This is a genomic window from Ferruginibacter albus (assembly GCF_020042285.1).
Classification (GTDB): domain Bacteria; phylum Bacteroidota; class Bacteroidia; order Chitinophagales; family Chitinophagaceae; genus Ferruginibacter; species Ferruginibacter albus.
This window is the reverse complement of record NZ_CP083388.1, coordinates 606,919-620,638: the sequence shown is the minus strand read 5'-3', so window position 1 is coordinate 620,638 and position 13,720 is coordinate 606,919. Positions and strand designations below refer to the sequence as shown.

Annotated in this window: 17 protein-coding genes; 4 read left to right on the top strand and 13 right to left on the bottom strand. The window is 36.1% G+C overall.

Annotated elements, in window-relative coordinates; genetic code table 11:
* Nucleotides 1-9 precede the first annotated feature (9 nt).
* The 7 genes from K9M53_RS02870 to K9M53_RS16155 form a co-directional block, all read right to left on the bottom strand.
* Entirely contained in the window at nucleotides 10-3,690 is a 3,681-nt protein-coding gene (locus tag K9M53_RS02870; RefSeq protein WP_224017810.1) for a gliding motility-associated C-terminal domain-containing protein, read from the bottom strand.
* Nucleotides 3,691-3,715: 25 nt separating this feature from the next.
* Complete coding sequence (locus K9M53_RS02865) at nucleotides 3,716-4,513, bottom strand: hypothetical protein (protein ID WP_224017808.1); 798 nt, start codon at nucleotides 4,511-4,513, stop codon at nucleotides 3,716-3,718.
* 35 nt (nucleotides 4,514-4,548) lie between these two features.
* The gene (locus K9M53_RS02860; protein ID WP_224017806.1) at nucleotides 4,549-5,346 is read right to left on the bottom strand and encodes a porin family protein; all 798 of its coding nucleotides are present in this window, start codon (nucleotides 5,344-5,346) and stop codon (nucleotides 4,549-4,551) included.
* 71 nt (nucleotides 5,347-5,417) lie between these two features.
* Nucleotides 5,418-5,765: a hypothetical protein gene (locus K9M53_RS02855; protein ID WP_224017803.1), complete on the bottom strand. Its 348-nt coding sequence runs from the start codon at nucleotides 5,763-5,765 to the stop codon at nucleotides 5,418-5,420.
* Nucleotides 5,766-5,834: 69 nt separating this feature from the next.
* Complete coding sequence (locus K9M53_RS02850) at nucleotides 5,835-6,233, bottom strand: hypothetical protein (protein WP_224017801.1); 399 nt, start codon at nucleotides 6,231-6,233, stop codon at nucleotides 5,835-5,837.
* A gap of 69 nt (nucleotides 6,234-6,302) precedes the next feature.
* A complete protein-coding gene (locus tag K9M53_RS02845) occupies nucleotides 6,303-6,449 on the bottom strand; it encodes a hypothetical protein (protein WP_224017799.1) in 147 nt (48 codons plus the stop codon).
* 111 nt (nucleotides 6,450-6,560) lie between these two features.
* Nucleotides 6,561-6,845, bottom strand: coding sequence for a response regulator transcription factor (locus K9M53_RS16155; RefSeq protein WP_390687754.1), 285 nt, complete (start codon nucleotides 6,843-6,845; stop codon nucleotides 6,561-6,563).
* A 293-nt stretch (nucleotides 6,846-7,138) separates the two neighbouring features.
* Between K9M53_RS16155 and K9M53_RS02835 the strand changes: the two genes are divergently transcribed.
* From K9M53_RS02835 to K9M53_RS02820, 4 genes are read left to right on the top strand one after another with little or no spacing between them, the layout of a single operon-like run.
* The gene (locus tag K9M53_RS02835; RefSeq protein ID WP_224017798.1) at nucleotides 7,139-7,651 is read left to right on the top strand and encodes a hypothetical protein; all 513 of its coding nucleotides are present in this window, start codon (nucleotides 7,139-7,141) and stop codon (nucleotides 7,649-7,651) included.
* 32 nt (nucleotides 7,652-7,683) lie between these two features.
* A complete protein-coding gene (locus K9M53_RS02830) occupies nucleotides 7,684-8,346 on the top strand; it encodes a hypothetical protein (protein WP_224017796.1) in 663 nt (220 codons plus the stop codon).
* Nucleotides 8,333-9,115, top strand: coding sequence for a sensor histidine kinase (locus tag K9M53_RS02825; RefSeq protein WP_224017794.1), 783 nt, complete (start codon nucleotides 8,333-8,335; stop codon nucleotides 9,113-9,115). The genes K9M53_RS02830 and K9M53_RS02825 overlap by 14 nt, the downstream gene beginning before the upstream one ends.
* The gene (locus tag K9M53_RS02820; RefSeq protein WP_224017792.1) at nucleotides 9,108-9,767 is read left to right on the top strand and encodes a response regulator transcription factor; all 660 of its coding nucleotides are present in this window, start codon (nucleotides 9,108-9,110) and stop codon (nucleotides 9,765-9,767) included. Before K9M53_RS02825 ends, K9M53_RS02820 begins: the two co-directional genes overlap by 8 nt.
* 3 nt (nucleotides 9,768-9,770) lie before the next feature.
* On the opposite strand, the gene map is transcribed toward K9M53_RS02820, so the two are convergent.
* The 6 genes from map to rplR all read right to left on the bottom strand — a co-directional run bounded on the left by map (nucleotide 9,771) and on the right by rplR (nucleotide 13,715).
* On the bottom strand, nucleotides 9,771-10,574 hold the full coding sequence (gene map, locus K9M53_RS02815) for a type I methionyl aminopeptidase (protein WP_224017790.1): 804 nt from the start codon (nucleotides 10,572-10,574) through the stop codon (nucleotides 9,771-9,773).
* 71 nt (nucleotides 10,575-10,645) lie between these two features.
* On the bottom strand, nucleotides 10,646-11,977 hold the full coding sequence (secY, locus tag K9M53_RS02810; protein WP_224017789.1) for a preprotein translocase subunit SecY: 1,332 nt from the start codon (nucleotides 11,975-11,977) through the stop codon (nucleotides 10,646-10,648).
* A 75-nt stretch (nucleotides 11,978-12,052) separates the two neighbouring features.
* On the bottom strand, nucleotides 12,053-12,502 hold the full coding sequence (gene rplO / locus K9M53_RS02805; RefSeq protein ID WP_224017788.1) for a 50S ribosomal protein L15: 450 nt from the start codon (nucleotides 12,500-12,502) through the stop codon (nucleotides 12,053-12,055).
* A gap of 53 nt (nucleotides 12,503-12,555) precedes the next feature.
* Nucleotides 12,556-12,738 (bottom strand): 50S ribosomal protein L30, encoded by a 183-nt coding sequence (gene rpmD / locus K9M53_RS02800; RefSeq protein ID WP_224017787.1) that lies wholly within the window; start codon nucleotides 12,736-12,738, stop codon nucleotides 12,556-12,558.
* Between the two features lie 73 nt (nucleotides 12,739-12,811).
* On the bottom strand, nucleotides 12,812-13,330 hold the full coding sequence (gene rpsE / locus K9M53_RS02795; protein WP_224017786.1) for a 30S ribosomal protein S5: 519 nt from the start codon (nucleotides 13,328-13,330) through the stop codon (nucleotides 12,812-12,814).
* 28 nt (nucleotides 13,331-13,358) lie between these two features.
* Nucleotides 13,359-13,715, bottom strand: coding sequence for a 50S ribosomal protein L18 (rplR, locus tag K9M53_RS02790; RefSeq protein WP_224017785.1), 357 nt, complete (start codon nucleotides 13,713-13,715; stop codon nucleotides 13,359-13,361).
* Between the last annotated feature and the right edge of the window lie 5 nt (nucleotides 13,716-13,720).

The following is a 13,720-nucleotide window of genomic DNA, read 5'->3' as shown; positions in this document are numbered from 1 at the left end:
AATATTTACTTATCGTAATATGGTAAGTGAACCACTTACTATTCCTTTTTTTCTTTTTGTATTAATGATATAGTAATAAACCCCTACCGGAATATCAGTTCCCCGGCATTTCCCATCCCACGGAGTGTTATAGCCCGTTGAACGGTATATCAGCTGACCATACCGGTTAAAAACACTTACATCGCAATCAGGATAACTTTTCAGGTAATCGATCTGCCAGGTATCGTTTATACCATCGCCGTTAGGTGTGAATGCATTGGGAATAAACAACCTGTCGGTAACCTTTACACGTACATAAGCAGCACTAACACAAGAAAATTCATTCGTAACAGTAACCATGTAACGTGTGTCATCATTAGTAATCGCCAAGGGATTTGCAATGGTATCATTAGATAATCCTGTAGCAGGTGTCCATAAATAGGTCCATGAAGAACCGCCTGAAACATCTGCTCTTAAAAAAGCAGTGCCTTCTGTCAGTATGGTAACTTCATTACCTGCATTAACAATAGAGGGTGCTCCGATAGTTACATTTCGTTGCACACTATCTGTACATCCATCGCTCAAGGTGTAAGTGTATTTAATTAAATGATCGCCTACGCCTGCTACTGCAGCATTCATCTGATTGGAATATTCAATTCCATCACCGCTGTAATAACCTTTGCCAAAAAGAGAAGAGCTATCTACGGCATAATCAAAGAAATAATTTCCTGCATGTGCTGAACATAATAAAGGCACCCGGTTAAATACCAATCTTGGGCTTGCTAATGATTGGATCGGATATAATTTATCTGAGTAACATCCGGCATCGGAATATACCCGGGCTTTTATTGTATAATCTTTAAGTGAAGGCGATCCGAAAACAGGATATGAAAAAGAATATTGTTCACTATCTAAAGGATTATCATCTATTACAGAATCCTTATTAACCATATCATTCTTCCAGAAAATAAACTTGCTTATCAGTCCATAATTTAATGTAGAATTATTTTGTATCTCTACAATACTATTACTGCATACTGCCGGATCAAACGTTAACTGTACATCCGGATAATCGCTTATTATTAGCGGTTGTGATAAAGAAGAGATACAACCATTGTTACTTGTAATTTGCAAAGCTGTATTATGCACTCCTGCTGTTGAATAAGTATGTTTACTGGTACCAAAGGCTGTATCAGAAGTATTATCATCAAAAGACCATAAATATTTAAACGCAGCAGACGTACCATCTGCGATAGTAGAAGCACTCACATACGACCCTTGTATTCCTTTACAAACATAGGGTACAGAAAACAGCACTTCGGGATTAGGGTTTATAATTACATTCACTGTATCAGTCTTAGATACGCAACCATCTTTTGTAGCTGTTATAAAATAATTTCCTTTTGCATTATTTATAGAAGCGTTTGCAATTACAGGAGATGCTATATCACTTGAAAAATTGTTGGCACCGCTCCATGAAAAAGAAGTTCCTGTTAAAGATGAAGTTGCAAAGAAATCAATATCCTTTGTATCGCAAATTGGGCTGTTGCTTCCTGCTGTTGTTATTTTTGGGATTGGTCTTATTATTACATTCACATCTTGTTTTACAGATGTACACCCATTTAGAGTTGCTGCAATTGAATAGTTGCCGCTTTCATTTACGTTAGCATTTAAAATTGAAGGCGACTGGCTATTATTTGTGTATCCATTGGGACCTGTCCATTCATAGGACGAATTAGGTAATGATGACTGAGCATTTAGAATCAATGTTACTCCATTTTCATCTGCACATAAGGGAGTATTGCTCGTTGCTGATGTTATCACGGGCGTAGGCTTTATAATAACCGATGTTTTACCGGGCGCAGAGGAACAGCCGTTACTGGTAGCTATAACAGTATAATCACCCGATGCTGCCAGAAAAATATTATTAATAAACGGATCTTGCTGATCACTATTAAATCCATTGGGGCCTACCCAATTATAAAATGAATTGGGTACAGACGATGATGCAGACAATTGCAATTGATCTCCACTACATACCGGCATATTGCTACTTACACTTGTTATGGAAGGAACAGGATTTACATTGGTAGTTACCTGCCCCGTAGCAGTATTATTACATTGATCTGTTATTGTAACAGAATAAGTAGTGGTAGCATTTGGTGAAACAATAACAGAATTTTGATTACCGCCATTATTATCCCATGTATATGTATAAGGTGGAACGCCGTATATGCCTGATGAGAAAAGTGTTACACTTTGTCCATTACAAATTGTAGCAGCAGAAGAACCTATACCTTGCAATTCTACTGTATGACCTTCGATTTTTATTATAAAAGGGTTATCGGGAGAAACATAAGAATTATCACAACCATTTGAAGAAATAGTACTCCAATAGCGTACTATAAAAGGAACATTTTGCGAAGTACAGGAAGGTGCCGGCATGCATGAAAGAAAGTTTAAAGCAGTAAAGCCTATAGCCCCGGAACTATATGTACCAACCGAAACTCCGTTGTTATAACAATTATTCCCATTAGGACAGGTAGTGCAGCAACTCAAAGGTCCTGTTGTGCAACCACCACTGCTTACAGATGTGTTTTCATCAATACCTGTACCTACATTAACATGTACTGAAAAGCTATACGAGATTGCTGTGATTGTTGCTGCTGCAGGGGTAGGAACCTGTAAAACATTATCACATATACTACCGGCAGAACCGCCACCAACCAAGCTCCCCGTCGAATTAGTACTGCTTACCAATGGGTCAATTATAACATCACCGGTATTTAAATGCGTGTTTAAATAATCTGCCTCTATTGAAAAGCCGATACTACTATTCCGAATTACATATGCCAGGCTTTTATTTTGGTTAGGATCTTTTTTGTCATACACAAGCGCTTTCCCCACATGCAATACCGCTGCATTGTTCAATAAATAATCTGCTTCATCGACTCCTGAATAGCTGTTACCAAATTTAGCTGCAACAGTAGTTTGAAAATCATCTTTAAATATTAATTGTTGCGCCCGGGGGAATTTATTGGAATGAACAATAAAATTTGTTTTAACAGCACCAATGATAGCATGCAGCTCTGCATCAATTCCCGGAAAAACATTTTTAATATACATGCCATCATCCCCAATAGTATAGTCAGACCAATCAGCAGATGCAAGTATCGTTTCTTGCCCATTGATGTTTCCATTCAAGATCCAATTATTAAAGTAAATGATTGCGCTCTTTGTTTTTATGTACGTCATTTTACGATTCAGGTCAAAGCCTATTGGTTCCTGTTGATAGCTGGCTTCATATATATTATTTCCTTTAGGAGAGATACGTTTATCCATCGTAAGCCATTGCCCATTTTTTTTATAGTGGATGGCATTAAGCGATTGAAGAATATAAAATTTGGATGCGTCGTTCTTATCAATAAAGTATTTACTATTTGCTGTTCGTTTATTAATAATTTCAATTGCTGTAGGAACGGGAGAATTAATGTAATTAACTATTCCATCGGGATTCATATTGACTGAACTATTGGCTTTATTAAGTCCGTTATTATCCGCCATGGTTGAAGTCGTAAAAGAATTAAAGTTGGGATGCACAGAACTTACATTCGCATTGGTCGCTAATCCTTGAGCGGAAGTAACGTTGGATAGAGCTGCTAAATAAAGCCCTATTAAGAAAATCTTTTTTATGACGGAAGTCTGGTTCATTAATATTATATATTTCTATGAAAAATTAATCTCCTTTTGTAAAATTCATTTTAAGCCATAAAAGAGAAATGGATAATATTGCTTTTTCAATAGAGTTACAATCAAGCAAATTATATGTATAAGCTGTGCCGATACCTGTATAGTATTTTCGGGTGGTTTTTGTTGGATCAAACACTGCTACAGAACAAATATCTGCATGTGATGAAAAAAAATTTGGAGGAAGTGCCCACCCATTACCAACGCCATAGTCATTTTCGTATTTTTGAAACAATAACTTATCACACGGCATACCGGTTACAATATTCATTAGTACATAACTTTTATTATAATAAGAGCCGGTTAGATTTCGAAAATCTAATTTTTTATCTGTACGTTGATAGGCATTAAATGAGATCTGAGTAAAATAACTTCCTCCACTATATACGTCAATGGTGGCATTACATGAAACTCCTTTCTTATCCGGAGTTGCAGAAGACACTTTTAAATATGCATCAAAGCCATAGCCTGATAATGATATTGTTTTGGGTATTGCAGCTGCAGTATTGCTAGGTTGGGTTGCTATTTTTACATTCTCCGCATTGGTTCCTCCAGAAAAAGTTTCTCGCTTACCATGTGGATACACAGCCATAAAAACTTTATCTATATCGATGCTATAAACCGGGCCGGTTTTATTACCCGTCATTTTATATGAAATACTATCATCAGAAACTTCTACAATTTTTACATATCTCTCTGTTCCATCTTCCAATATCAATGTGTCTTGAGAAAAGCCAAAAAACATTTTTAATAAAAGAAACAAACACAACGAAATTCTTTTTTTCATACAATTAAATTATTTGAACTTGAATGTTTCCGGTTTTACCAACTCCAGCAAATACCTGCTTGAGATATAAGATCATTCTGATCGTATTTGTACACACTAAAAGAAAGTCCGAAAGTTGAAGAAGGAAAAATATAATCAAGTCCGGCACCATAGTAAAGACCCGACGAATTATCAGAGAAGCCGGAATTGTCACTTATGGAAAAAAAACCATACCCTATACGTCCTGATAAAAATAAACCGTGATCTTGTTGTTCATATTTGCCGGACATTCTGTTAACAGCCAAATAAGGAGCCACATAAATTGAGAACATACTCATGCTATAACCATCTGGAAAATATACCGCATAGGCTCCGCCAATATTCATCACATTTTTTGCTAAACGATATTCTCCTTCCACGCTTAAAGAGGATGGATCGCTAAAACCATATTGCAATCGAGTTGGCATATATTTTACTTTTATGTCCTGATAATTTATAGCCGTATCCAAAAGTGAATTGCGATTATTCTTGCTTGAAATAGATTGATACAATCCAACCGAATTATTTGTAGGTGTTGTAACCGGTGCTGGAGAACTCACTGTTTGTGTTGGCTGTTCTGTAGCTTTTATAACTTCTCTTTGCCCGTTTTCATACAATATCATAAAGACCTCTTGTTTTTTAATATTGTAAATCGGTCCGTCTTTCAATTCCCATCTTTTATATTTAATAACATCATCTGTTATTTCTGTTACCTTACACTTAATTTCGCTTTTATCATTTTTAATGATAACATCCTGCGATTTTCCTAAAAAGTGAAATAGTAGAAGCATTCCGATCAGATATATTTGTTTCATTTTTTTTGTTTTTGTTAGATTAAGATTAGCTATCTGGGAAAAAATTCTCAGATAGCTTTTGATATTTGTTATTACCAATGAAGCAACATAGTATTGCAGGACGATGAAATATTAATACTGCCTGACCAAGTGTGGTCACCATCAGAAGCAGTGAAACTGTGTGAGCCTTTTGATAAGGTTATGCTAAAACAACCTGAAGAGCCACAGTCAGGAGCATCTGTTTGATTATAATAAGAAGTTACACTTCCGGAATAACCATCAACAGAAACCTGGATAGGGCTACCATATTGGTTAGACCAAAACATTCCGGTCCCTGTATCTCCTCCTCCTCCTGGGCTTCCTCCCGTATCTTCTTTTTTGCAGGATGCCAAGCTTAATAATGCTGTTGCAACAAATAATGTAATAAGAATCTTTTTCATAATAGTTGTTTTGTGCCTACTCTTTAATAACCGTTTTCGGCTTACCGGTTCTATTTTATTTATATTGTATTAATTATCGCAGGGTGCATATGCCGTTCCCCAATCGTCGTTTCCAAATCTTAAATGATCAACAAATACTTTTACAGAATTTGCATCAGCGACTAAAAACCAACTTCCTCCTTCATCGCCAGGTTTAATAGTTACTCTATCTGTTGTATTGGCAGAAGTCACGTAGCTCTCTTTAGCAGTAAAGTCAAAAGAAATCGTTTGCGTATACCTGTTTCTAAACTTTACCCACCATTCATATTTTCTTGCAGACTCGTTGTAAGAAGCCTTTTTAACGCAGAAATCAATTCCTTTAAAACAAGAGGTGGTTCTCCATTGTCCGTACTCGGACTGTGCCTTGGCTGTTATACAACCAATGATGAAAAACATAGTGATAATTGTTTTTAGTGTATTTTCTTTCATGTTTAATTTTTTGTGCCTACTCTGTAATAACCGTTTTCAGCTTACCGGTTGTTTACTAAAAGGGTACGATTAATTGATAACGCTGCTAGGATCTAATTTTTGTTGCCGCCAGCTTTCAATGCTTAACAATATTTCTATTGCAATTATTAAGGGCGATAATAAACACAATACAATGCCAGCCGCTATTATAGCGATGATTAATACAAAGAGTTTCATTTCTTTTAATGTAAATCAGTACAGGAAAGCGATCGACAATTTTTCAAGCGGGTACGTACTACGGAACACGGATTACTCATGGATATTGTACCGGTTATATTTCTGCAATAGCTATTTATGCTCTACGAGATTATATCCGCTATTAACTTTAACACTCGCCTCTGTCCTATTCCTCACGCCCAGTTTTTTATAGATACTCTTTAGATGGTTTTTAACAGTGTGCAACGAAACATTCATACTATCCGCTATCTCCTTATTCAACATGCCTGCTTTCAATAATTCTATTACTTGACTCTCTTTTTTTGTAAGCATCTCAATTGGGTTTAGTATTGGTTGCATTGCGAATATTTGCTTTTTATTACATTTAAAAAATAGCTCTTTGGTGTTATAGTGTATCCGTTGTTGTTATTACGATACAAACATACTATCATGAGGTAGCCCTTGTCAACGGGAGAATAGCCCTTTTAGGTGGGGGTATTTTTACGGGTAGGCGGCACCGTATATTTCAGGTATTTACAACTAGTTAATTCTAACATCAATCATTAAAACACCTGTCAACAAAGGGTTTTATGAAAGAAAGATCAGAAAAACCGAAGATTAGTGATTTACCCTATTGCAAAATCGAAAGTGGCAGAGTATATTGTCTTTGGTAATCACACAAAAATTTCTTAACCAAAAAACTTACAAACATGAAAAAGATGAATTTCCTTATTGCCATTTTTGCATTCCTACTGGGATTTGCCGTTTACTATTTTTATGATAATTTTTTAAAGGAAGATTTGACCTTTGTTAATTATCAGGAAGCTCAAGGCCCTCCTCTTTCTAAAACCTCTCAATTGAATCCTGGAGATGCAGAAATTATGACAAGGTTATATAGAAAGCATAGTCCTGTGATCAGACTTAAAGATGCTTCAAAAAAGCAAATTATTGGCTGGGAAGTAGAAGATACCTTAATAAATTATATAAGAGCTAATAACAACGTTAACGGATTAAAAATTTTTTTAGCAAGACAATGGAAAACAAATGACGATGGCTCTAAAGACACAACCCATGCTTCATATTATACAGTGATAGTAGAGCCAGCAACTCGTAATATTAAAACAAACCGCTTAGATTCAATTGTCACAAAAGGAATAAATAGCCTGGGTATACAGGCAACGGGGGCTGTTGCATTTGATTGGCATACTCCTATTCCCAAATAATAATTCATACTGAAAAGAAAAACGAAAAATAAATGTTTATTGATGTAGTATATTTTATTATTCTTTTTACAATCGCTCTTTACGGAATATATAATTATAAGAGGAGTGTTATAGCATTTAGGTTATTAACGATTTTATTGTCCTTAACTTTTTTTGCTGAAGTACTTGCGTACATATTAGCGAGTGCCATGCATGAAAATGTAACAGTTTACAAAATTTACACTCCTCTTCATATAGTTTTATTTACTTTAATTTATTATTCACTAATGAGTAGCCTCTCAACAAAAGCATTGACATTAACTATTGGTTTTATTGTCTTTTTATTTATTACTGTTTTGATTATTAATTCTGATGGACAAAATTTTCCCAATAGTATTGTTAGTATTGACACTGGCGCAATAGTGTTGTTTTCACTGATATTTTTTTATGAGATGATAAGAACTCTTTCGGAAGATAAACTCTTTATTTCAGGCTTATTTTGGCTTAATAGTAGCACTTTATTTTACTTTTCTACAAAATTTGCCTATTGGATTTCCTTTAGTTATCTTTTTAAACACAGCCCGACAATATTAAATACATTAATAAGAATCTTTGGGCTATTAGATCCTCTGTATTACCTTCTTTTGGGAATGTCTTTATATTTTCATATCCAAAATAATAAACGTGAAATTTTAATTAACCTTGGGAAGCAATAGTGACTACTTATTAATTGTTGTATGCATTGGGCTTTTTTTTGCACTACTCAGTGTAAGTATCATTTTATTTGTCATCTATTACCATAAAAAAAGAAGAGAGGCTATAAAAGATAAGGATACATTGATTGAAAATTTCAACAAAACGATTTTAGAAACTCAACTCGAAATACAAGAACAAACATTCAATTACATCAGCCAGGAAATTCACGATAACGTAGGACAAATATTAAGCTTAGCCAAAGTGCAGATAAACATTATGAATGAGAGTGAGTATATAAGCAAGGATATGCTAAATGAAGTGAAAGAGAATGTAAGTAAAGCAATGGCTGATCTACGCAATATTTCCAAAAGCCTTAGCAGCGAGCGAATACGCTTACATGGAATTTATGAAACAGTTGCAATGGAAGCAGCCAATATTAATAATAGCGGCGTGATAAAAGTAGTGACTTCATTAAATGGTGCTGAGCAAAAAATGGATGAGCAAAAAAAATTGATACTGTTTCGTATCATACAGGAATCGTTACAAAATTGTATCAAGCATGCACACGCTTCAGAAGTAACCATTGACTTTAGTTATTTACCGGACGTTCTGCAAGTACTGGTCAGAGATAATGGAAAAGGGTTTGATGAAGCAGAGATCGCAATCAATAATAAAGGCCTTGGCTTATTAAATATTAAAAACAGGGCTGCACTAACAGGTGGCTCCGGCATAATTGCAAGTGAGCTAAATAAAGGAACTACTGTAACTATTAAAATACCGTATGAGTGATATTAAGTACATAGCAGTTGTAGATGATCATACTATGTTCCGCAAAGGCTTGATCTCATTGATCAATCTTTTTCCGGGTTACAAGGTATTGTTTGATGCAGCGAATGGAACTGATTTTATCAAGCAGTTAAAGCCGCAACATTTGCCGGATATATTGCTGTTGGATATTGCCATGCCTGAAATGGATGGTTATCAATTGGCTAGTTGGGTTACTATTAATTATCCTGATATTCCCATTTTAGCGCTAAGCACGATGGATGCTGAAACAGCTATTATCAAAATGATAAAGCATGGAGCAAAGGGTTATGTATTAAAAGATGCTGAGCCCAAAGAATTAAAGCAGGCTTTTGATGATGTACTGAAAGATGGTTTTTTTTATAATGAGCTTGTATCTCACAAAATAATACGTTCTATTAATCTATTGGCAGATAACAGATCAGCTATTGGCGCTTTTGCAAAGCTTTCGGATAGAGAGACTGCTTTTTTAAAACTAGCCTGCAGTGAGAAAACCTATTTTGAAATTGCGAAGGAAATGTTTGTTAGTGAACGTACAGTTGATGGTTATAGAGAATCACTGTTTAAAAAATTAAACGTTTCTACAAGAGTAGGATTGGTATTGTACGCTATTAAGAATGGATTGGTGCAATTATAATTCTCAGTAGTAAGTTGAGCAAAGATTCGGATTCGCTTTTTCAGCAGCTTCTATTTCAGCAAAAGAAGATAAAATATCTGCCTTATTCTTTTGTATGCAAACATTATGTTCATAGTGTGCAGAAGGTTTTCTATCATGTGTACGAATTGTCCAGCCGTCCTCATCATGATACACATCTTTTGTACCCAGGTTTATCATTGGCTCAATAGCAATCACCATGCCTTCCTTTAATTTAGCGCCGGTACCCCGTTTACCATAATTAGGCACCTGCGGATCTTCATGTAAATGTCTTCCCAAACCATGCCCCACCAACTCTCTCACTACTCCATAACCGTGCTGCTTCTCGGTATAATCCTGTATCGCAAAAGCAATATCTCCAACTCGATTACCGGCAATTGCTTTTTCAATCCCTTTATATAAAGATTCCTTAGTTACTCTCAACAACTGTTGTGATTCTTCCGGTATTGTTCCTAATGCAAATGTATAGGCGCTATCACCATGAAACCCATTTTTATAAGCACCAAGATCTACAGAAACAATATCACCATCTTTCAATTCATTCTTTGTAGGAAAACCATGCACTACTGCATCATTTACCGAAATACACGCTGCAAAAGGATAATCCTGGTAACCTTTGAAAGAAGGTGTTCCGCCATTGTCCCTTATAAATTGTTCCGCTACATCATTCAAATGCAACGTAGTTATGCCGGGTTTGATCAGCTTTGCTACTTCAGACAGGGTCTTACTCACCAGCAAACTGCTTTCACGCATTAATTCAATCTCTGCCTTGGTTTTATAATGTATCATCCTGCTTAACTTAGCTTTAAAACAAACCCCGACATTCGCAGTCGGGGTAGATATTTTTACAAAAGAATTTTTTACATTCCTGATGCTACCGTTTGTCTCCCCTGTATCCTTCCTCCACTCATTAATCCATCGTATTGACGCATTAATAACTGCGTTTCTATTTGTTGTAGCGTATCTAAAATTACTCCAACCATAATTAATAACGAAGTTCCACCATAAAAGGTTGAAAAACTTTGCTGCGTGCTGAACGCTAATTGGAACAATCCTGGTAAAATACCCACCAGTGCTAGTAATACAGCTCCCGGCAATGTAATTCTATCCATAATTGTACCAATGTAATCAGCTGTTGGCTCGCCCGGTTTTACACCAGGAATAAATCCATTGCTGCGTTTCAGATCTTCTGCCATTTGCTTTGGATTAAAGATCAAAGCTGTGTACAGGAAGGTGAACACAATTACTAATACTGTATAAATAAGCATGTAAACAGGATTGGTATGATCTGTAAAAATCTTAGACCCTCCTGTAAAGCCGGAGAAAATAGTTGGTAAGAATAAAATGGCTTGTGCAAAGATGATTGGCATTACACCGGCAGCATTTACTTTCAAAGGAAGAAAGTTTCTTGCACCACCGATCTGTTTATTGCCTACGATCTGTTTGGCGTATTGTACTGCTACTCTTCGTGTTCCCTGCACCAGCATTATCAATCCCATAATGATAGCAACTAAGAAAGCTATTTCAATTAAGAAGATCAATAAACCACCCCCACCTTTATTAATACGTGCAGACCATTCTTGTATGAATGCCTGCGGTAATCTAGCCAGGATACCCATCATGATAATGATTGAAGTACCATTGCCTAACCCTTTATCAGTAATTTTTTCACCTAACCACATTACAAACAATGTACCTACGGTTAAGATAATTACAGTTGATATCCAGAATAATTGATCACCGTATCCGGGAATCAATGCTTCTCTATTCGCCGGGCTTCTTAAATAACCAATATAAGCCGCTGCCTGAAATGCAGTAACTACAACGGTTATATAACGTGTCCATTGATTTATTTTCTTTCTTCCGCTTTCGCCTTCCTTCTGGATCTTTGCCATTTGCGGAACCAAAATGGTTACCAGCTGCATAAAGATCGATGCAGAAATATATGGCATGATACCCAATGCAAAAATTGATGCCTGGTGAAAAGCTCCACCAACGAAAGCATCCAATAATCCCAGCATGCCGCTTTGTGTGCTGCTGGCAAGATTGTTTAATTTATTTGGATTGATACCGGGTAATACGATGTACGAACCTACACGATAAATGAATATCAGCAACAGCGTATATAGTATCTTTTTACGCAGTTCATCAATACTCCAGATATTCTTTAATGTTTGAATGAATTTCTTCACAGACTTGAAACGTTTTTATTTTTTGCGGCAAACTAAAAGACGCATCTTACGATGCGTCGGCAAATATCGTGAAATTTATTTAACTATTTCAACAGTACCTCCGGCAGCTTCAATGGCTTCTTTGGCTTTAGCACTTATTGCGTTTACTTTAAATGCATATTTCCCTTTTATTTCGCCATTGCCCAGGATTTTTATACTATCAAACTGTCCAATTAAACCGTTTATATATAAATTTTGAAGACTGAATTCCTGGATACCATATTTTTCAGCATAATGATCAACTTGTCCTAAGTTGATTACTTTGTATTCAATACGGTTAATGTTTTTGAAACCACGTTTTGGAATACGACGCTGAATCGGCATCTGACCACCTTCGTGAGCCATTTTGCTTTTGTAACCGGCACGGCTTTGTCCACCTTTATTACCTTTTGTAGACGTACCACCTTTACCACTTGCTTCACCACGACCAAGGCGTTTTTCTTTATGAGTTGCGCCTTCTGCTGGTTGTAAATTGTGTAATTTCATTGTATATGATTTTGAACTTTCGGGGAATCACCCCTCGCTGATTTAATTAATAATTAGCCTAATTGTTCCACTTTTACTAAATGGTTAACTTTTGTAACCATTCCTAAAATTTGCGGAGTAGCTTCTACTTCAACAGAAGAATTCAATTTTTTCAAACCTAAAGCAGCAACAGTTTTTTTCTGACGTTCAGATCTGTCTATTGTGCTTTTTACTTGTGTTATTTTAATCTTTGCCATCTTGTGAAAGGTTTAGGGTGTAGGGTTTAAGGTCAAAGGTCTTATACCTTATGCCTTTTACCTTATACCATTTTTATCCGTTAAATACTTTCTTTAAAGAAACAGTTCTTGTTTTTGCAACAGTGATTGGTTCACGTAAAGTAGCCAATGCTTTTACTGTAGCTTTAACCACGTTGTGTGGGTTAGCAGAACCAAGGCTTTTTGCCAATACGTCTGTAACACCGGCGCTTTCCAATACAGCACGCATGCTACCTCCTGCGATCACACCAGTACCATGAGCAGCTGGTTTGATCAATACTTTAGCAGCACCTTCTTTACACCATTGATCGTGAGGTATTGTTCCGTGCATGATAGGAACTTTAATCAAGTTCTTTTTTGCATCTTCTATACCTTTAGTAATCGCTTCCTGAACTTCTTTTGCTTTGCCTAAACCTTGTCCAACTACACCGGCGCCGTTACCTACAACAACCAATGCAGAGAAACTAAATGCACGACCACCTTTAGTTGTTTTAACAACACGGTTAATGGCAACAACTTTTTCTTTCAATTCCAACTCACCTGCCCTTACTCTTACTTCGTTTGCTTTTGACATGTATATTACTTATTAAAAAGTTTATAATTTAGAATTGTAAGCCACCTTCTCTTGCGCCTTCAGCAACTGCTTTTACACGACCATGATAGATGTATCCACCACGATCAAATACTACTGTATTAACTCCCAACTCACCTGCTTTACGTGCAATAGCGCCACCTACTAATTTGCTCTTTTCAGTTTTAGTTCCTTTTTGGGCAACTATATCTTTATCTTTTGATGATGCTGAAGCAATTGTAACTCCACTTTCATCATTGATCAACTGAGCATAGATATCAGAATTACTTCTAAAAATGCTCAATCTTGGTTTAGCGCCAACACCACTGATCTTTTTACGAATGCGGTATTTTATTTTTTGTCTTGCGCTTGCTTTAGTATTACTCATGATCT